The sequence below is a fragment of the Saccharothrix australiensis genome (genome assembly GCF_003634935.1).
Taxonomy (GTDB): Bacteria; Actinomycetota; Actinomycetes; order Mycobacteriales; family Pseudonocardiaceae; genus Actinosynnema; species Actinosynnema australiense.
Genome location: NZ_RBXO01000001.1, coordinates 4,799,169 through 4,817,268 on the forward strand (window position 1 = coordinate 4,799,169; position 18,100 = coordinate 4,817,268).

Here is an 18,100-nt window from a genome sequence, read left to right on the forward strand (position 1 = left end):
ATTCCGACGATGTCCTTTCCACCGGCCGACCGCCGTCCGGCACCGCACCACGCGGTGCCGGACGTAAACCGACCGAGTTCACTCGAACGAGCATTCTGATCACTAACTGCATAAAAGATCCCAAGAGACACCACGATGTCACTCTTCCGAGGGCAATAACCCTCCTTTCGGTAACCAAGATCGGCATATCGTGCGGCTTCCCGTCACCACTCGGGCGCGCGGAACACCGGGGTGGGGAGGACCCGCTCCGAGTTCCCAGGCGAATAATTCTGGCCCGCTAACCCGGAACGATGGAAATGGGGTCGACAAGTGGCCGTCGACGAACGACAGGCGCCCGCCGCACCGGGCGCCATTCGCACCCGCGGTCGGGCGCACGTGGTGCTGCCCGCCTACAACGAGGCCGCCTCGCTGCCGCCGCTGCTGCGCAGGCTCGCCGAGGTGGGCCGGACCGAGGAGGTCGCCGTCTGGGTGGTCGACGACGGCTCGTCCGACGGCACCGCCGACGTGGTGGCCGAGGTCGGCGGACTGGACGTGCACGTGGTGCGGCACCCGGAGAACCTCGGGCTCGGGCAGGCGGTGCAGACCGGCCTGCGGTCCGTGCTCGCGGTGGCCGAGGACGACGACCTGGTGGTGGTGATGGACGCCGACGACACCCACGACCCGGCGCTGATCGCCGCGCTGCGGGCGGAGATCGCGGCGGGCGCGGACGTCGTGATCTGCTCGCGGTTCGTCGAGGGCGGCGACGACGCCACCGCGCCCGCGTTCCGCCGGGTGCTGTCGCGCGGCGCGGCCGTGCTGTTCCGGCAGGTGCTGCGGGTGGACGGGGTGCGCGACTTCACCAGCGGGTTCCGGGCCTACCGGGTCAGCCTCCTGGACCGGGCGGCGGGCCACTGGGGTGAGCGGCTGGTGGAGGAGCGCGGGTTCGCGTGCATGGTGGAGCTGTTGCTGAAGCTGCGGCACTGCCGACCGGTGATCGCGGAGGTGCCGCTGCGGCTGCGGTACGACCGCAAGCGCGGCCCGAGCAAGCTCCGGCTGTGGCGGACCGTCGCGCAGTACCTGAAGCTGCTGGTGCGCGACCGCCTCGCCCCCGCGCCCTACCGACCGCTGTGAGGGACGGGGTGGACGGCGGCGGGAGCGGTGGGGTGCGGGCGGCGGGCGGCGCGGGCCCGTTGGACGGTGATTCGTCGGCTGCCCCACGGGACGCGCGGGCGACCGGCGCGCGGGACGCGACGGCGATGGCGGCCCCACGGGACGCGCAAGTGGTGGCAGGCGCGCAGGACGTGCAGACGGCCGGCACGCGGGACGGCAAGGCGCTGGCGGGCACGCGGGTCGCCGTGCTCGGTGGCGGGATCTGCGGGCTCGCCACCGCGTACCGGCTGGCGCGGTCCGGCGCCGACGTGACCCTCCTGGAGGGCAGCGACCAGCTCGGCGGGCTCGGCACGTTCTTCCGGTGGCGCAACGGCTGGGTGGAGCGGTTCTACCACTGCCTCATGCCCACCGACGACGACCTGCTCGGCCTGCTGGGCGAGCTGGGCCTGCGCGACGCCGTGCGCTGGCGGCGCACCAGCATGGGCATGGTCGTCGACGGCTGCCACTACCCGTTCAACTCCGCCCTGGACCTGCTGCGGTTCCGGCCGCTGCCGCCGCACGACCGCGTGCGGTTCGGCGTGGTGTCGTTGCTGTTGCGGCGCTTGGGCCGGGGCAAGGACCTCGACCGGCTGCGCACCGAGGACTGGTTGCGCGGCGTCTACGGCGACCGGGTGTGGCGGCGGCTGCTCGCGCCGATGTTCGGGTCCAAGTTCGGCGCGGCGTTCGGCGACGTGCCCGCGCTGTACCTGTGGGAGCGGCTGGGGCGCGAGAGCAACGTCTCCGTGCGGGGTTACCCGGCGGGCGGCTACAAGGCGGTGATCGACGCCCTGGCGTCCGCGATCGAGCGCGCCGGCGGTGTGGTGCGGACCGCGGCCCCGGTCCGCCGGCTCGCGGTCGACGGCGGGCGCGCGCTGGTGACGGTGGCGGGCGGCGGCACGGTGCCGGCGGACCGGGTGGTGTCGACGCTGCCGCTGCCCGTGCTGCGGGAGGTCGCCGACGCCGACCTGCTCCCGCTGCTGCCCGACGTGCGGTTGCCGTACCAGGGCGTGGTGAACGCGTTGTTCTTCCTCAGGCGCCCGCTGTCGCCGCACTACTGGGCCCCGGTCGTGCGGTCGGGCACGGACTTCGACGGTGTGATCGGGATGTCCGCGCTGACGGGGCCGGTCGACGGGCGGCACCTGGTGTACGTGATGCGCTACACCGACCGGGAGTCCGCGCTGTACCGGGCGGACCCGCGCCGGATCGCGGCGCGCTGGACCAAGCAGCTGGTGGGGCTGTACCCGGACCTGACCTCGGCGGACGTGAACGACGTGCGGGTGTTCAAGGCGCCGTTCGTGGAACCGGTGTACCCCTTGGGTTATCTGTCGCGCCGACCGCCCGTGGAGGTCGCGGGGACGCCGTTGCTGCTCGCCACGACGGCGCACGTGTACCCGGCGGTGACGAGCTGGAACTCCAGCGTCGGCCTGGCGAACCGCGTCGCCGGGGTGCTGGTCGACGCGGTTCGCGGTGGGGCGGCTCACGGCGCCGCCGCGGCCGGCGGGGCGGTGGTCGACCTCGGCGGAAGTCCGGGTGGCGCAACGGGTCCCGCCGGGAGCACGGCCGGCGGGGCGGTGCTCGACGGTGCGGTGGTCGGTGCGCCCCAGGTCGGTGCGCCCCAGGTCGGTGCGTCCCAGATCGGTGCGTCCGGAACCGGTGCGCCCCAAGTCGATGCGCCCCAAGTCGGCGCACCGGTTCCGGGTGCACCCGCTTACGGCGCACCGGTTCCGGGCGCACCCCCGGCCGGCGCACCGGTCCAGGGCGCACCCGCCGCCGGCGAGCCGGTTCCGGGTGCGCCCGGTGGCCGGTCAGCCGACCAGCGCGGCGGCGGCGAGGGGTTCCCCGACCAGCTCCTCCAGGGCGGAGGCGATCCGCGCCGACGGTGAGCCCGCGCCGTAGGGCGACGGGATGCCGGCGAGGCGCGCCCGGTGGCCGGCGACGTCGTCCAGCCACGCCCGCGCCGCCGCGCCGACACCCGGTCCCGGCGGTACGAGCGTCCCGAACGTCCCCTCGATCTCGGGCCGCTCGGTGCTGCGCCGCACCACCACGACGGGCCGCTTCAGGACGCTGACCTCCTCCTGGATGCCGCCCGAGTCGGAGACGACGACGGCCGCGCCGCCCGCCAGCGCCAGGAACTCCGGGTAACCCTGCGGCGCCACCACGCGCAGGCGGGCCAGCAGCGGCTCCAGGCCGAAGTGCGCCACGCGCTTGGCGGTGCGCGGGTGCAGCGGCAGCACGACGGGCAGCGGCAGCGCGGCCAGCTCGCGCAGGATCGTCTCCAGGGTCGCCGCGTCGTCCACGTTCTCGGGGCGGTGGATGGTGGCGACCGCGTAGCCGTCGCGGCGCAGGCCGTGCGCCGACAGCACGGCCTGCTCGGCCTCCGGGCCGGGCGCCGCCGCCTCCAGCGCCTCCACGACGGTGTTGCCGGTGACCGCGATCCGGTCGACGGGGATCCGCTCCGCCACCAGGTTCGCGCGGTTGAGCGCGGTCGGCGCGCAGCACAGGTCGGCGAGGTGGTCGATGGCGACCCGGTTGTGCTCCTCGGGCATCGCGCGGTCGAAGCTGCGCAGGCCCGCTTCCACGTGCACGAGCGGCACGTCGTTCGCGTTGGCGGCCAACGCTCCGGCGAGCGCGGAGGTCGTGTCGCCCTGCACCACGACGGCGGCCGTGCGGCGGCCGGCGAGCACGTCGTCGACCGCCGCCACGGCCCGCCCGAGCTGCGTGCCGCGCCGCGCGCCGCCGAGCGCGAACTCGTGGTAGCCGCCGGGTTCCGCGACGTCGCGGCGGATCAGCTCGTACATGGTGCGGTCGTAGTGCTGCCCGGTGTAGACGACGACCGCGCGCGGCCCGAACAGCCGGATCAGGGGTGCGAGCTTGATCAGCTCGGGGCGCGTGCCGCAGACGAGCGTGACGGTGTTCAAGGTTCTCCTCGGTGCCCGATGGCATGGAACGGCGGGAACCTTAGGTTCCGGGAGGGCGGATTCCGTTGCGCCTCAATCGATCGAGTGAAGGAAGGTGTCGGCCGCACCGCGCCGCCACTAGGTTGCCTGGGGTGATCAGCAAACTCCGGGCCGCGGCGGCCGCCGCGATGACCGCGGCGGCGTTGGGCGCGCCCGCCACGGACAGACCCCTCCTCCCCGACCTCAGACAAGCCCCGATCGGCTGCCCCGGTGGCGCCCGGGTGGACCCGCGGTCCTGCACCGCGTGGGACGTGTGCCCGGTCGCCGACGTGGCGGCGCCCAGCGGGTCCTGTGTGGACTCCGGTCCGATCGCGGCGGTGCGGTTGCGGTTCACCACGGCGGTCGACAACGTCGGCGACGGCCCGCTGGTGATCTACGGCGAGCGCGACTCGGTGGACCAGCCCGCGATGAGGGCCCGGCAGGCGTTCCAGTCCTCGGGCGACCGGTCGATACCCCGCACGTTCGACGAGGCCCAGCACGCGATCCCGTCGACGGTGTACTACGAGCCCGCGCCCGCGCACGTCCACTGGCACCTGCTCGGCTTCGAGCACTTCCGGCTCCGCACGACCGGTGGCGCGACCCTGGTGACGGACCGCAAGAACGGCTTCTGCCTGGGCGACCGCTACGAGGCGCCGGACGCCCGCGAGCTGCCCAACCGGCCGACGGACGCGAGCACGCCCGAGGGCAGGCTCGCCGCGTTCCTGCGGGACAACCGGTGCGGCCACCACCAGCCGTCGGCGCTGGAGGTCGTGGAGGGCATCTCGGTGGGCACCGGCGACGACTACGACTACCGGGTCGACTACCAGTGGCTCGACCTGACCGACGTGCCGTCGGGCGTGTACGACGTGGTGAACGTGGCCAACCCCGACCGCACCCTCGTGGAGAAGAGCTACGACAACAACGCCTCGTCGATCGCGATCTCGGTGCGGTGGCCGGGCGGTGGTGCGCGCCCGCGGGTGATCACCGCGCCGCCGAAGGTCGAACTGCTGCGCAGCTGCCCCGGCCGGGAGCGCTGCGCGTAGGCCGCACGTGGGCGCGGTGCCCCGGTGGTCGCCGCACGCGTGGCGACGGCCGCCCGGTCGCCGCCGTCGCCCGGCCGATCCCCGCCACCCCGCCGGCACGGGTGGTGCGCGAGACGTGCACGTGGTGGAGCACGGCCGGGCCGAGCGGGTGCACGCGGGCCGGCCCGTGCCGGGGGCCGGCCCGTGCCGGGGGCGGCGGTCAGCCGGTGGTGGCGTCGTCGCGGTGCTCGTCGGGCTGTAGGCGGCTCAGCACGGCCGGGCCGGCGCGCGGGGCCAGCCGGCCGAGCAGGTCGGCCGCGTGCGCCGGGAACGCGATGAGGACGCGTGGTTTGCGGTACTCGACGGCGCGGAGCACCTGTTGGGCCGCCCGGTCCGCCGGGTAGCCGATCAGCTTCGCGAACCGGGACGCCCGCGCCGGCTCGCCGGTCGCGCGCGCGTCGGCGCGGATGCCGCTCGCGTGGACGGTCGTGACGCCGATCCCCCGGTCCGCCAGCTCGTGGCGCAGCGACTCGGAGAAGCCGCGCAGGGCGAACTCGCCGGCGGCGTGCGCCGTCCGGCCGGCCGGTGCGACGAGGCCGAACAGCCCGGACACGTTGACCACGTGGCTGGCGGGCGTCCGCAGCAGCCGCGGCAGCAGCAGGCGGGTCAGGGTGACCGGCGCGAGGAAGGCGACGGCCACGACCCGGTCGAACTCGTCGGCGGTCACCCGCTCGAACGTGCCGCCCGCCGCCACGCCCGCGCTGTTGACCAGCAGGCTGATCCGGGGGTGGGCGGCGACGACGGAGTCGGCCAGCGCGGCGAGGCCCGGCAGGTCCGCGAGGTCGACGACCCTGGGCTCGACGTCCGACTCGGGGAACCGGTCGCGGATCGCGCGGGCGACCTCGTCCAGGCGCGCGGCGTCGCGGTCGAGGAGCACGAGGTCGCTGCCCCGCGCGGCGAGGCCGTGGGCCAGCTGCTCGCCCAGGGCGCCGGCCGCGCCGGTCACCACCGCCGTGCCGCCGGTGAACCGGTACTTGAGCATGTCCCTCCCTTCCGGGCCGGGCACCCGCCGGGGTGCCGCCGCCGGAGTTCCTGACTCCTCGCAACAGAGTTTCACCCGTGCGCGACGGGCGCGCCATTCCGTCGAGCGAGCACGGGGTGGTGGCGGGGTACCGAGGCAGGTGGTGGCGGCCGGGTGGGCGTGAGCGGGGCAGGTGCCGTCGCGGGCTGCCGACGGGGGTGCGAAGTGCGCTGTGAAATAGTCACCGGGTGAGAGGCCGATTGGTTTGCGTGGCGTTGCCACTGGTCCTGGCCGCGTGCGGCGCCCCGTCCGCCGGTCGGCTGCCGGCCCTCGCGCCACCGACCGCGCCTTCCGGGTCGCCCGTGCCTTCCGTGCCTTCCGAGTCGTCCGCGCCGACCGCGCCGCCGTGCCCCGCCGACGGGGTCGTCATCACCGCGCACGAGGCCGACGCCGCGATGGGCCTGCGAGTGCTGTCCCTGCGGATGCGCAACTGCGGCACCACTCCGTACGCCGTGCACGGCTACCCCGACCTGAAGCTGCTGGACGAGGACGGCGACGTGCTCGACGTCGACGTCCGGCACGGGTCGGAGGGCATCTCGCGGATCGACTCGTTCGAGGCGCCGCCTCGGGAGATCACCCTCCAGCCGGGTGACACGGCGAGCACCGGGCTCGTGTGGCGCAACACCTACGACGACACGACGAACCCGCCCAGGGTGGGCACGCGGATCGACATCGCGCCGACCGCCGGGCGACCGCGGCGGACGTTCGTGCCGAGGCTGCCCGCCGACGGCGAGCCGTGGCGCGAGAACGCCCCGGCCGTGACCATCGACCTGGGCAGCACCGGACGGCTCGGCGTGAGCCCGTGGACCACGCCCTGACGCCCGCCGGCGGCCCCGCGGTCCACACCGGACCGCGTGCCGCGCGGACCGTCCCGACAAGGATGCCGGGCGGTCACACCGGACACCGGACCGGCCTCCCCGGCGGACCGGCGACAGGTCAGTAGCGGCCCGGCTGCTCGTAGTCGTCGTCGTACTCGGGCTCGACGACCTTCACCGGCCGGTTGGTCCACGAGTCGAACACCACCAGCAGCGCGGAGAGCACGATCAGCCCGATCGCGACCTCCGGGAGGCCGCCCCAGAACAGCAGGCCCGCCAGCAGCAGCATCGGCACCACGGCGAACAGGCAGAACGGGTCGACCCGCCCGAAAGCCGGTCGCCGCTGCCCCGAAGATCGACCGTACTGCCCCGCCATCAGCCCGCCTGTCCGTAGATGTCCGCTGCCCCGTGCGTGCGCGATTCCCGGTCGCTCGGCGCCGGGCGCACCGGACAGCATAATTCTCGCGTCCCGCGCTCCACGGCGGGTCACGGCCGGCGGGCGTCCGCCCCTCCACCGGACTCAGCCGAACGGACCACGCCGCACCGCCCGTGACGGTACTCGCGCCGTGGCCGGCCGGTCGGCGCGCTCCACGTCCGGGGCTCGCACGGCCGCCGCGGTGCCGTCCGCGCCCACCACCGGACAGCGCCGTTGTGATCTTGATCTCGGTGTCCGACGAGGTCACGGGCTACCCGGCGGTCACCGGGCGCGGCACCGCGCAGCGCCGGGCCCGGCCGCGCACGGCCGGCGTCGGGCGGTTCGCCACCGGCGGGTGACCGTGCCCAGCCGGGACGCCCGGTCGGGGGACCGGCGTCCACGACGGAGGGATCGGCGTCCACGACCGACCCGTCCTCGCTCGCGGACGCCGGGACCCCGCCGGCTTCGCGCTACGCCGCCGGCACGCCCTCGACCAGCTCCAGGCGCGTGCCCTCGAACCGGGACCGGGTGCGGCGGTCGTGGGTGACCACCACCAGCGCGCCGGGGTAGTCGACCAGCGCGTGCTCCAACTCCTCCACCAGCGCGGGCGACAGGTGGTTGGTGGGCTCGTCCAGCAGCAGCAGGTCCACCGGCTCGACCAGCAGGCGGGCCAGTTCCGCGCGCCGCCGCCGGCCGTAGGACAGCTCGCCCAGCCGCAGCCGCAGGTCGGCGGGCGCGAACAGGCCCAGCGCCAGCAGCTCGTCGGCGTGGTCCTCGGGGTGTCCGCGACCGAGGGCGAACGCCTCCAGCACGGTCAGGCCGGGCCGCCACGACAGCTCCTCCTGCCGCAGGTGGCCCACCTTCGGCGGGACCGTGACCCGACCCTCGTCCGGCTCCACCTCGCCGGCCAGCACGCGCAGCAGGGTGGTCTTGCCCGCGCCGTTCGGCCCGGTGACGAGCAGCCGCTCACCGGGCCGGATCGCCAGGTGCGGCACGCGCAGCCGGTCGCCGACCCGGACGTCCGCCAGCTCGGCCACCCACCCCCGGTCCGCGGGCGCGGTGATCCGGGCGTCGAACCGCAGCGGTTCCGGCGGCGGCGCGACGGGGTTCGCGGTCAGGCGGGCGAGCCGCTCCTTGGCGTTGCGGACGCGGCTCATCGCGCCGTGGCCCCGGCCCCGCGCCCGGAACGGGCCCGCCGCGAACACCGCAAGCGGCAGCTTGCGGGGGATGGCGCCCAGGCGGGCCACCGCCGACTCGGCCAGCCTGCGGTGCCTGGCCAGTTCCCCCTTCCACTCCTCGTGCTCGCGCAGGCGGCGGGCGCGGTCGGCGGCCTTGGCGGCGAGGTAGCCGTCGTAGCCGTCGCCGTAGCGGGTCACGCGTCCCCCTTCGACCTCCAGGACGGTGGCGGTGATGCGCTCCAGGAACACGCGGTCGTGGGTGATCACCACGACGGTGCCGCGGTGGGCCGACAGGTGCTGTTCGAGCCACGCGACGGCCTGGTCGTCCAGGTCGTTGGTCGGCTCGTCCAGCAGCAGCAGCTCCGGCGCGGACGCCAGCGCCGCCGCCAGCGCCAGCCGGGACCGCTCGCCGCCGGACAGCGTGCCCAGCCGCCGGCCGCGGTCCAGTCCCGGCAGGCCGAGGCCGTGCAGGGCGACGTCGACCCTGGTGTCGGCCTCGTAGCCGCCCCGCGCCTCGAACCGCTCCACCAGGTCGGCGTAGTGGTCGAGGTCGGTCAGGTCGTCCTCGGCGCGCCGGATGCGCGCCTCCAGGTCGCGGAGGTCGGCCAGGGCCAGGTCGACGGCGTCCGCGACGGTCGCCTCCGGGGGCAGGTCCAGCGTCTGCGGCAGGTAGCCGACGCCGCCGGGCGCGACCACGGTCAGGTCGCCGTTGTCGGGGGTCAGCTCGCCGGCGATCAGCGCGAGCAGGGTCGACTTGCCCGAGCCGTTGTCGCCGATGACGCCGACCTTCTCGCCGGGCTTCACGGTCAGGGATACCTCGTCCAGCACGACGTGGTCGGTGTAGCGCTTGGTGACAGCGCGAAGGGTCAGTTGCGCGGTGCGCAAGGCAGGCTCCTGTTCTCGGCCGACAGCGGACCGAGTCGATCGGGTGGAGGAGGAGGGTGCGCGCCGCGGAGCCGTGCTCCACGCGGACGCGCGTCCGATCACAGGAAGATCAAAGTGCCCATATCGCCGATCAGGTTAACCCGCGTCGGGCCGGGCGGACAAGAGATCGACTTCGTGAGCCCGCTCGCAGGCCCGCCGTTCGGCGCACGCGGCACCGCAGCATCCACTTGTTGACCGTGAGTAGCGCTGTTGTCAACAAACGTGAGGAGGGTCACCACTAAAGGGGCATTGCTTGCCACTCGAAGTCACCAACGGTTACGTTCGCCGGCGCAGATCACGGTTCGATCACTGGAAGGACACGGGCACGTCATCCCCCGGACGGGCCCGGCCTGGACTCCCCGCCAGGTCGTCGGTCGATCGGACTTCCCCGACGCAGGAGGCACCACCCTTGGCTCGCCACCGGAAACCCCGTGGCGCGCAGCCGACCGTCTTCACGGTCAGCGCGCAGACCCCGGGCCACATCGGCGCGCACCGCGCCGAACCCGACCGGACGCTGCCGAAGCGGCTCTCGGCCGTCGCCGTCGCCGTCGGCATCGTGACCGGCGCGGGCGCGGCGGCACACGCGGTGACCAGCGGCTCGTTCGACCCCGTCGCCGGCGGCGCGGACTTCGGCGGCCTGCCGGACGACCACGTCCGCACCGGCAAGGTCGACACCGTGCACGCCATCGACCTCGGCTCCGAGACGGCGCGCATCATCCGCCAGGAGCAGCTCACCGCGCTCCAGGCGTTCAGCCAGGCCAGCGGTGTCGCGCAGGACGGCTACTCCGCGCGCCAGAAGGCCGCCGCCGAGAAGGCCGCCAAGGACGCGAAGGACGCCGAGGAGGCGCGCAAGTCGCCCCACCAGCGCCAGGTCGAGGGCTGGGTACGGGAGGCCATCGCGATCCTCGCGGCCAACGGCACCCCGATCAACGAGGACAGCGTCGACGAGATCTACACGATCATCGAGAAGGAGTCCAACGGCAACCCGAACGCCGTGAACACCTGGGACTCCAACGCCGCGCGCGGCACGCCGTCCAAGGGCCTGATGCAGTGCATCGACCCGACGTTCCAGGCGTTCAAGCTGCCCGGCCACGACAACATCCTGAACCCGGTCGACAACATCATCGCGGGCGTCCGGTACACCTACGCCCGGTACGGCGGCTTCGACCGCCACCCCGGCCTGGTGGGCATCAACAACGGCACCGGCTACCGCGGCTACTGATCCTCCCGGATCGCGGCGGGGCCCCTTCGTCGCCGGTACCCGGCAGCGGGCTCGTGAGGCCACGGCGGGCTCGGTCAGGTCGGGGTGGGCCCATCAGGTCGCGGCGGGCTCGGTCAGGTCACGGCGGCTCGCGGGTCGCGGTGGCTCGCCGGCCGGAGCGGGCCGCGGCGCGTCGTCAGGCGACGGCGGGCGTGACGGACAGGTGGCGTGCGCAGTTCGGGCAGATCGGCCAGTGCCGCCACGTGTAGCAACCCCGGTCCGGGGTCGGCAGGCACAGCGCCCGGCACACCGCGCGGTACCGGTCGCCGACGTGGGCTGAGTGGTGCGCGGGCTCGTTCGCCGGCACCAGGTGGCGCTGCTCGGCGAAGACGCCGGGCAGCAGACGACCCGTGGTCACGAGTCCTCCCGGTTGGTTGGCGGGAGACCGGTGGGGCGCCCGGAACGCGCACGCCCCGGGCGGACACCAAGTTTTAAGCGAGGCGGCCCTCCCCCCTGGCCCCCCTGGCCCCCTGGCTGCAAGGCCGCCTCGGGTACGAGTCTGGACGGCCGACCGTGTGAATAGCTTGCACGATCCTGTAATCCGCAGCTCAGAGCCTGTTTTCAGGGGGTGGCGCGTGCGCGGTGCGCCCCGGTGCCGCGCGGTCGCGGGCCCCGCCGGTCGGCGATGCCCGGTCCAACTCGACATTGTGCCTCGTCCAGGCGACATTCTCCGGGTCGCCGAGCAATCCGCAGGAAATTCGCATTCGCCCGGACGTTCGCGGGCCACCGACACCCGCCTGCCGGACATCCACCTGCCGGAGCCGCCAGGTCACCGGCCGGGCGCGCCACCCGGCGGCCCCGGCAACGGTGGCCGGGGCGGTGATCCGGCCCTCGCGGACCGCCCCGGTGACCGCCCCCGCGGACCTCACCGGCGGCCGGCCCCGCCGCGATGATCCGAGCGGGTCGGGTGTGCCGCCCGGCCCTCCGGGCACGCGTCGGGACGAGGGAGTTCGCGCATGGCGACGGTGAAGTACTACGAGATGCAGGGCTGGGGCGGGACGATCCAGCCCGGTCAGACGGCGACGTGGGGCACGGGCGTGGTGCCGGGCAACCGCACCATCTTCTTCTCGCCCATCCCCGTGCCGCTCAAGGCGGGCGAGCTCCTGCCCGGCACGTTCCAGGTCGAGACCACCCGCGTGTGGACGGCGCTGCAACCGGACGGGGTCCACTTCCACGTCGAGTTCAAGAACGTGGGCAACGCGGCCTGGAACTACCGGGTGTTCGCCACCGACATCGCGCCCTGACGCGCGCGGTCCCGCCGCCCTCGCGGGAACCGCGACGGCGTCCTGGCCGGTGGCGGCGCGCGGCCCGAACGCGGCACAGGTCGCCGGGTCGCGCGCCGCCGCCCGCCGCCTCGACGTCATCACGAAGACCCGCGATGACGTCGAGGCCGGGCCGCCAGGGCTTGCGCCATCACGGCTGGCGACGTCAGGGCTTGCGACGTCAGGGCAGGGACGTCAGGGCAGGGACGTCAAGGCGGCGGGCGCCGGTGCTCAGGCGCGCCAGACGGTCCCGCGCCGCTCGTACTCCAGCACGGTCTCCACCCGCTGGGCCGACTTCGCGCCGAGGAACCGCTCCACCAGCCACAGCGACACGTCGAGCCCGGACGTGATGCCGCCACCGGTGACGAGCGTGCCGTCGTCCACGACCCGCGCGTCCACGACGGTCGCGCCCTGCGCCGCGAGGTCCGCCTTGGCCCCGCTGTGCGTGGTCGCCGGACGCCCTCGGGTCAGGCCCGCCGCCGACAGCACCATGACGCCCGTGCAGATGCCGACCGGCAGCGCCGCGACGCCCGCCAGCCGCCGCAGGAAACCCCGGTCGGCGATCAGCCGGTGCACGCCCGGCCCGGTCCGGTCGGTGTAGCCGCCGCCGGGCACGACCAGCACGTCCGCCTCGTGCGGCGACCAGCTCGCGGTCACGTCGACCCGCGTGCCGTAGGTGCAGGTGACGGTGCCGGGGCGGCCGACCGCGACGAGCGTGGTGCGCAGCGCGCCGCCGCTCAGCTTCCCGGCGAGCCCGAACACCTCCACGGCCGCGACGAAGTCCTGCTCCTCCACCCCGTCGTACACCAGGACCTGCACGCGCAACGGGCTCGCCGCCGACGCGGCCGGCGCGGCCGGCGCGGCCGCCAGGCCGCCCACGGACAACGCGGATGCGCGGATGAACGTTCGGCGTTCCATAGGAGTCCTCCCGGTCGGGTGTCCAACCAGTCGGACCGCCGCGGGCGGAAGTTCCCGGCTCGCGCACGTCACGGCTGGAAGCGGTAGCCCCGGCCCGGCTCGGTGAGCAGGTGGCGGGGCCGGGAGGGCACGGGTTCGAGCTTGCGGCGCAGGTGCGCCAGGTAGACGCGCACGTAGTGGGTCGCCGTCTCGTGGCCCGCGCCCCACACCCGGTCCAGCAGCTCGCGCCGGCCGACCGGCTGCCCGCCGGCCGCGATCAGCACCTCCAGCAGCCCCCACTCGGTGCGGGTCAGGCGCACCTCCGCGCCGTCGCGGTGGACCTTCTTCGCGGCCAGGTCGACGGTGAACGAGGCGGTGCGCACCACCGGCGGCTCGCCGGCCCGCCGGTGACCGGCGCGCCGCACCGCCGCCCGCAGCCGCGCCAGGAACTCGTCCGTCCCGAACGGCTTGACCACGTAGTCGTCCGCGCCCGCGTCCAGCGCCGCCACCTTCTCCGCCGAGCCTGCCCGCGCGGACACCACCACGATCGGCGTGGTGCACCACGCGCGCAGCGCGATGATCACCGCCATCCCGGCCACGTCCGGCAGGCCGGGGTCCAGCACCACGACGTCCGGCCGGCCCGCCTCCGCCTCGCGCAGGGCGGACGCGCCGTCGTGCGCGGTGAGCACCCGGTAGCCGTTGGCGGCCAGCGTGGCGCGCAGGTCGCGCACGAGCCGGGGGTCGCCGTCGACGACCAGCACGGTGGTCACGCCACCGCCACCTCCGCGACCGGCAGCGAGACGACGATCGTCAACCCGCCGCCCGGTGTGTCCTCGGCGGCGATCGAGCCGCCCATCGCGTCCACGAAACCCTTGGCGACGCTCAACCCCAGGCCGACGCCGGGTGTGGCGTCGCGGTCGCCGAGCCGCTGGAAAGGCGCGAACACGGCGTCCGCCGCGTTCTTCGGCAGACCCCGGCCGTGGTCGACCACGCGCAGCTCCACCCGGTCGCCGTAGGCGCTGGCGCGCACCGCGATCTCGGGCTCGTCGACGGCGATCGTGCCGTCGCCGTCCACGTCCACCAGCCGGCGCGGGCTCAGCCTGCCGTGCCGCAGCGCGTTGTCGATCACGTTGGCCACCACCCGCTCCAGCAGTCCCGCGTCCGCCAGCACGGCGGGCAACTGCTCGCCGACGTCCACCGACACCAGCCGCCGCTCGTCGATGCCCGCCAGCGCCCGCGCCACCACCTCGTCGAACGTCACGGCCCGCAGCAGCGGTCGCACCGCGCCGGTCGCCAGGCGGGACGAGTCGAGCAGGTTGTCCACCAGGCCGGCCAGCCGGTCGGCCGACACCTCCACCGCCTCCAGCAACTCGCCGGTGTCCTCGGCCGACAGGCGGAGTTCGGGGTCCCGGAGGCTGCCGACCGCGGCCTTGATCGACGTGAGCGGCGTGCGCAGGTCGTGGCCGACGGCGGAGAGCAGGGCGGTCCGCAGCTCGGTGGCCTCGGCGCGGCGCTGCGCCTCGGCGGTCTCGGCCACCATCCGCTGCTGCCGCAGCGCCAGCAGCGCCTGCCCGGCCGCCGCCTCCAGGGCGCGCTGGTCGCTCGCGGGCAGCGCCCGGCCGCGCAGCGCCAAGTGCACGTCGGCCGTCACCGGCACGTCCACGTCCGCGTCGTCCGGCCCGTCGCACGGCCGCGCGCCGGCGCACTCGACCCGCTCCCACTCGCCGCCCCGGCGCTCCAGCAGCGCCACCGACTCCAGCCCGAAGTTCTCCCGCACCTTCTCCAGCAGCCGCGCCAGCGGGTGCGGGCTGGTCAGCACCGTCCGCGCGTAGGAGGCGAGCAGCGCGGCCTCGGTGCGGGCCCGCGCGCCCTGCTGGGACAGCCGGGCCGCCCGGTCCACCACCAGCGCCACCAGCACCGCCACGGTGAGCATCACGACCAGCGTGACGAGGTTCTCCGGCGTCGCCACGGCCAGGCTGTAGTACGGCGGGGTGAAGAAGAAGTTCAGCATCCCCGCGCCCGCGAACGCCGCGCCCACCGCCGGTCCGAGGCCGCCCACCAGCGCCACGACCACCGTCGCCAGGAAGAACCCGATCAGCTCGGTGGAGAAGGTCAGCTCGGCGCGGAACAGCGCGCCCACCGCGGTCACGGCGCACGGCAGCAGGGCCGCCAGCGCCCAGCCCAGCAGCACCCGGCCGCGGGTCAGCGGGCTGCGGCCCTCGCGCCGGCGCGGTCCGCGCCGCGCCTCGTCGTGGGTGACCATGTGGACGTCGATCGGGCCCGACGCCTGGATGACCGCCGCGCCGATGCCCTCGTCGAACACCCGCGCCAGCCGCGAGCGCCGGGACGTGCCCAGCACGAGCTGGGTCGCGTTGACGCCGCGCGCGAACTCCAGCAGCGCGGTCGGCACGTCGTCGCCCACCACCGTGTGGAACGTCGCGCCCACGTCCTCGGTGACCCGGCGGAACCGCGCCAGCAGGTGCGGCGCGGCACCGGTCAACCCGTCGCCGCGCATGACGTGCACGACCACCAGGTCCGCGCCGGCGCGGACGGCGATCCGCCGCGCGCGCCGGATCAGCGTCTCGCTCTCCTCGCCGCCGGTGATCGCGGCCACGACCCGTTCGCGGGTCTCCCAGGTGTCGGTGATGCACTGCTCGCTGCGGTACCGCTGGAGCGCCACGTCGACCTGGTCGGCCACCCACAGCAGGGCCAGCTCGCGCAGCGCGGTCAGGTTGCCCAGCCGGAAGTAGTTGCCCAGCGCGGCGTCGATCCGGTGCGCGGCGTAGACGTTGCCGTGCGCCAGCCGCCTGCGCAGCGCCTCGGGCGTGATGTCGACCAGCTCGACCTGCTCGGCGCGGCGCACCACCTCGTCCGGCACCGTCTCGCGCTGCCGGACGCCGGTGATGCGCTCGACCACGTCGTTGAGCGATTCGAGGTGCTGCACGTTGACCGTGGACAGCACGTCGACGCCCGCCTCCAGCAGCTCCTCGACGTCCTGCCAGCGCTTGGCGTTGCGCGAGCCGGGCGCGTTGGTGTGGGCCAGCTCGTCCACGACGGCGACCTCGGGCGCGCGGGCGAGCAGGGCGTCGACGTCCAGCTCGGCGAACTCCGCGCCGCGGTGGCGGACCCTCCGGCGCGGCAACCGCTCCAGCCCTTCCAGCAGCCGCGAGGTCTTCTCCCGGCCGTGCGTCTCGACCAGTCCTACGACGACGTCGGTGCCCCGTTCCCGGCGGCGGTGCGCCTCGCCCAGCATGGCGAACGTCTTGCCCACACCCGGCGCCGCGCCCAGGTAGATCCGCAGCTCCCCGCGTTTGCGTGTGCTCTCCACGCTGCCAGTCTCCTCGCCGCGCCGCGTCGCACGACAAGGCGGTCCGGACCGGCGGGCACCCGTCGCGGCGGCGGCCCGCGCCCTCCCGGCGGCGGGCCGGGTGGACACGTCCCGCTCGACGCCGGGCCTGCCACGTGGACGACGCCCCGCTCGGTGGCGGACCGGGTCGGCGGCGCGGGCACGTTCCGTTCGGCGCGCCGCCGACGCGTCGGCGGGCAGGACGCCGGGCACCGGCGGCGACCGGCCCCGCGACCGCTCAGGTCGCCGTGGTCGCGCCCGCGCGGTCGAGGTGGTCGGCGTGGAACAGCGCCTGCGCCAGCAGTCCGCGCACGTGGTCGTTGGCGGCCGAGTAGTACACGAACGTGCCCTCTCGCCGCCCCTTCACCAGGCCCGCCAGCCGCAGCTTCGCCAGGTGCTGGCTGACCGCGGTCGGCGTCGCCCGCGCCAGCTCGGCGAGGCACGCGACCGACGACTCGCCCTGGAGCAGCGCCCACAGCACGCGAACCCGCGTCGGGTCGGAGAGCAGCCGGAACGTCTCGGCCGCGAGGTGGACCTGCTCCTCGTTGGGCATGTCGAAATCCGGCAGCGAGGTGTGCATGGCACCACCGTACCGGCCTGTCCGCGCACTTGCGTATCTGCGTATGTGCGCAGATAAGGTAGCACCGTGAGCACCCACCACGGTCATGGGCATGGGCACGGGCACCGCCACACCAGCGCCGAACGCCTCGACACCGCCCTCGAAACCAGCCGACGCGGCATCCGCGCCCTCGTCCTGTCGTTCACGGCCCTCTTCGCCACCGCGGTCGTGCAGCTCGCGCTCGTGCTGTTCACCGGCTCGGTGGCCCTGCTGGGCGACACGATCCACAACTTCGCCGACGCCCTCACCGCCGTGCCGCTGGGCATCGCGTTCGCCCTCGGCAGGCGCGCCGCCACGCGGCGGCACACCTACGGCCTCGGCCGCGCCGAGGACCTCGCGGGCGTCGTCGTCGTGCTGCTCGTCGCCGCCTCGGCCGTCCTGGTCGGCTGGGAATCGGTGCAGCGCCTGCTCGACCCGCGCCCGGTCCAGCACCTCTGGGTCGTGGCCGTGGCGGGTGTCGTCGGCTTCGCCGGCAACGAACTCGTGGCCCGCTACCGCATCCGGGTCGGCCGGTCCATCGGCTCCGCCGCGCTGGTCGCCGACGGCCTGCACGCCCGCACCGACGGCTTCACCTCGCTGGCCGTCGTCCTGGGCGCGGCGGGCGTCGCGCTCGGCTTCCCCCTGGCCGACCCGCTCGTCGGACTGGGCATGACCGCCGCGATCCTGTTCGTCCTGCGCGACGCGGCCCGCGAGGTCTTCGACCGGCTCATGGACGCCGTCGACCCGCGCACCGTGGACCTGGCCGAGCACACGGCCGCGCAGGTGGCCGGTGTGCGGCGCGCCGACGGCCTGCGGATGCGCTGGATCGGCCACCGCCTGCGCGCCGAGCTGGCGATCGCCGTCGACGCGACGCTCACGGTCGAACAGGCGCACCGCATCGCGCACGACGTGGAAAACCGCTTGGTGGCCACGATCCCGCGCCTCACCGCGGTCGTCGTGCACACCGAGCCGGACACCCGCTGACGCCCGACGCCGCCGCTCTCCCGCCGGTACAGTCGGGAGCGGAAGATCGGCAGCGGAGGACACGATGAAGCGCAACATCACCTGCCCCTGCGGGGAGCGGATCACCGGTCAGGACGAGGACGAGCTGGTGGCGAAGACCCAGCAGCACCTCAAGGAGAACCACCCCGGCCACGACTACTCGCGGGACGAGATCCTGTTCATGGCCTACTGAGCCTCCACGGCCTGCCGAGCCGCGGCCGGGCACGCGCACCGG

General features: G+C 74.7%; 16 protein-coding genes and 1 pseudogene. 8 read left to right on the top strand and 9 right to left on the bottom strand.

Features of this window, described 5'->3' with window-relative positions; all coding sequences use genetic code 11:
• The first annotated feature begins 309 nt into the window (after nucleotides 1-309).
• On the top strand, nucleotides 310-1,110 hold the full coding sequence (locus C8E97_RS20405) for a glycosyltransferase (protein WP_121007140.1): 801 nt from the start codon (nucleotides 310-312) through the stop codon (nucleotides 1,108-1,110).
• A complete protein-coding gene (locus C8E97_RS20410; protein WP_281275447.1) occupies nucleotides 1,107-3,011 on the top strand; it encodes an FAD-dependent oxidoreductase in 1,905 nt (634 codons plus the stop codon). Before C8E97_RS20405 ends, C8E97_RS20410 begins: the two co-directional genes overlap by 4 nt.
• On the opposite strand, the gene wecB is transcribed toward C8E97_RS20410, so the two are convergent.
• Nucleotides 2,934-4,046 (bottom strand): non-hydrolyzing UDP-N-acetylglucosamine 2-epimerase, encoded by a 1,113-nt coding sequence (gene wecB, locus C8E97_RS20420; RefSeq protein ID WP_121007141.1) that lies wholly within the window; start codon nucleotides 4,044-4,046, stop codon nucleotides 2,934-2,936. The genes C8E97_RS20410 and wecB overlap by 78 nt on opposite strands.
• Before the next feature lie 131 nt (nucleotides 4,047-4,177).
• Here wecB and C8E97_RS20425 point away from each other — a divergent pair, with 131 nt between their 5' ends.
• Nucleotides 4,178-5,107: a lysyl oxidase family protein gene (locus C8E97_RS20425; RefSeq protein WP_121007142.1), complete on the top strand. Its 930-nt coding sequence runs from the start codon at nucleotides 4,178-4,180 to the stop codon at nucleotides 5,105-5,107.
• A 199-nt stretch (nucleotides 5,108-5,306) separates the two neighbouring features.
• On the opposite strand, the gene C8E97_RS20430 is transcribed toward C8E97_RS20425, so the two are convergent.
• Nucleotides 5,307-6,128, bottom strand: a complete 822-nt coding sequence (locus C8E97_RS20430) for an SDR family NAD(P)-dependent oxidoreductase (RefSeq protein WP_121007143.1) — start codon at nucleotides 6,126-6,128, stop codon at nucleotides 5,307-5,309.
• Nucleotides 6,129-6,478: 350 nt separating this feature from the next.
• Here C8E97_RS20430 and C8E97_RS20435 point away from each other — a divergent pair, with 350 nt between their 5' ends.
• Nucleotides 6,479-6,985: a DUF4232 domain-containing protein gene (locus C8E97_RS20435; RefSeq protein WP_246019041.1), complete on the top strand. Its 507-nt coding sequence runs from the start codon at nucleotides 6,479-6,481 to the stop codon at nucleotides 6,983-6,985.
• A gap of 118 nt (nucleotides 6,986-7,103) precedes the next feature.
• On the opposite strand, the gene C8E97_RS20440 is transcribed toward C8E97_RS20435, so the two are convergent.
• Both C8E97_RS20440 and C8E97_RS20445 read right to left on the bottom strand, forming a co-directional pair.
• Nucleotides 7,104-7,358: a hypothetical protein gene (locus C8E97_RS20440; RefSeq protein ID WP_121007145.1), complete on the bottom strand. Its 255-nt coding sequence runs from the start codon at nucleotides 7,356-7,358 to the stop codon at nucleotides 7,104-7,106.
• Between the two features lie 509 nt (nucleotides 7,359-7,867).
• Nucleotides 7,868-9,460, bottom strand: a complete 1,593-nt coding sequence (locus tag C8E97_RS20445) for a TlrC/CarA/OleB/SrmB family ABC-F type ribosomal protection protein (RefSeq protein ID WP_121007146.1) — start codon at nucleotides 9,458-9,460, stop codon at nucleotides 7,868-7,870.
• An 895-nt stretch (nucleotides 9,461-10,355) separates the two neighbouring features.
• Here C8E97_RS20445 and C8E97_RS36850 point away from each other — a divergent pair.
• Nucleotides 10,356-10,721: pseudogene (locus tag C8E97_RS36850) on the top strand (transglycosylase SLT domain-containing protein); the annotation flags it as partial.
• Nucleotides 10,722-10,896: 175 nt separating this feature from the next.
• Here C8E97_RS36850 and C8E97_RS20455 read toward each other — a convergent pair.
• On the bottom strand, nucleotides 10,897-11,118 hold the full coding sequence (locus C8E97_RS20455; protein WP_121007148.1) for a hypothetical protein: 222 nt from the start codon (nucleotides 11,116-11,118) through the stop codon (nucleotides 10,897-10,899).
• A gap of 598 nt (nucleotides 11,119-11,716) precedes the next feature.
• Between C8E97_RS20455 and C8E97_RS20460 the strand changes: the two genes are divergently transcribed.
• The gene (locus tag C8E97_RS20460; RefSeq protein ID WP_121007149.1) at nucleotides 11,717-12,004 is read left to right on the top strand and encodes a hypothetical protein; all 288 of its coding nucleotides are present in this window, start codon (nucleotides 11,717-11,719) and stop codon (nucleotides 12,002-12,004) included.
• 249 nt (nucleotides 12,005-12,253) lie between these two features.
• Here the strand turns inward: C8E97_RS20460 and C8E97_RS20465 are convergent, their stop codons facing one another.
• From C8E97_RS20465 to C8E97_RS20480, 4 genes are all read right to left on the bottom strand, one after another.
• Nucleotides 12,254-12,940, bottom strand: a complete 687-nt coding sequence (locus tag C8E97_RS20465) for a DJ-1/PfpI family protein (protein ID WP_121007150.1) — start codon at nucleotides 12,938-12,940, stop codon at nucleotides 12,254-12,256.
• A gap of 68 nt (nucleotides 12,941-13,008) precedes the next feature.
• Nucleotides 13,009-13,689, bottom strand: coding sequence for a response regulator (locus C8E97_RS20470; protein WP_121007151.1), 681 nt, complete (start codon nucleotides 13,687-13,689; stop codon nucleotides 13,009-13,011).
• Nucleotides 13,686-16,247 carry a DUF4118 domain-containing protein gene (locus C8E97_RS20475; RefSeq protein WP_170211929.1) on the bottom strand — a complete coding sequence of 854 codons (2,562 nt, stop codon included), beginning with the start codon at nucleotides 16,245-16,247 and terminating at the stop codon, nucleotides 13,686-13,688. The genes C8E97_RS20470 and C8E97_RS20475 overlap by 4 nt, the downstream gene beginning before the upstream one ends.
• 256 nt (nucleotides 16,248-16,503) lie before the next feature.
• Complete coding sequence (locus C8E97_RS20480; RefSeq protein WP_121007153.1) at nucleotides 16,504-16,845, bottom strand: ArsR/SmtB family transcription factor; 342 nt, start codon at nucleotides 16,843-16,845, stop codon at nucleotides 16,504-16,506.
• 66 nt (nucleotides 16,846-16,911) lie between these two features.
• On the opposite strand from C8E97_RS20480, the gene C8E97_RS20485 reads away from it, so the two are divergent.
• Together C8E97_RS20485 and C8E97_RS20490 are read left to right on the top strand one after the other, a co-directional pair.
• Nucleotides 16,912-17,847 (top strand): cation diffusion facilitator family transporter, encoded by a 936-nt coding sequence (locus C8E97_RS20485; protein WP_121007154.1) that lies wholly within the window; start codon nucleotides 16,912-16,914, stop codon nucleotides 17,845-17,847.
• A 64-nt stretch (nucleotides 17,848-17,911) separates the two neighbouring features.
• A complete protein-coding gene (locus C8E97_RS20490; protein ID WP_121007155.1) occupies nucleotides 17,912-18,058 on the top strand; it encodes a DUF1059 domain-containing protein in 147 nt (48 codons plus the stop codon).
• Nucleotides 18,059-18,100: the final 42 nt, after the last annotated feature.

Excerpts from the sequence above, each read along its gene's own strand:
- C8E97_RS20480 (WP_121007153.1), bottom strand. The coding sequence starts at position 16,845 with ATGCACACCTCGCTGCCGGATTTCGACATGCCCAACGAGGAGCAGGTC.
- C8E97_RS20440 (WP_121007145.1), bottom strand. The coding sequence starts at position 7,358 with ATGGCGGGGCAGTACGGTCGATCTTCGGGGCAGCGGCGACCGGCTTTC.
- C8E97_RS20430 (WP_121007143.1), bottom strand. The coding sequence starts at position 6,128 with ATGCTCAAGTACCGGTTCACCGGCGGCACGGCGGTGGTGACCGGCGCG.
- C8E97_RS20460 (WP_121007149.1), top strand. The coding sequence starts at position 11,717 with ATGGCGACGGTGAAGTACTACGAGATGCAGGGCTGGGGCGGGACGATC.
- C8E97_RS20465 (WP_121007150.1), bottom strand. The coding sequence starts at position 12,940 with ATGGAACGCCGAACGTTCATCCGCGCATCCGCGTTGTCCGTGGGCGGC.
- C8E97_RS20490 (WP_121007155.1), top strand. The coding sequence starts at position 17,912 with ATGAAGCGCAACATCACCTGCCCCTGCGGGGAGCGGATCACCGGTCAG.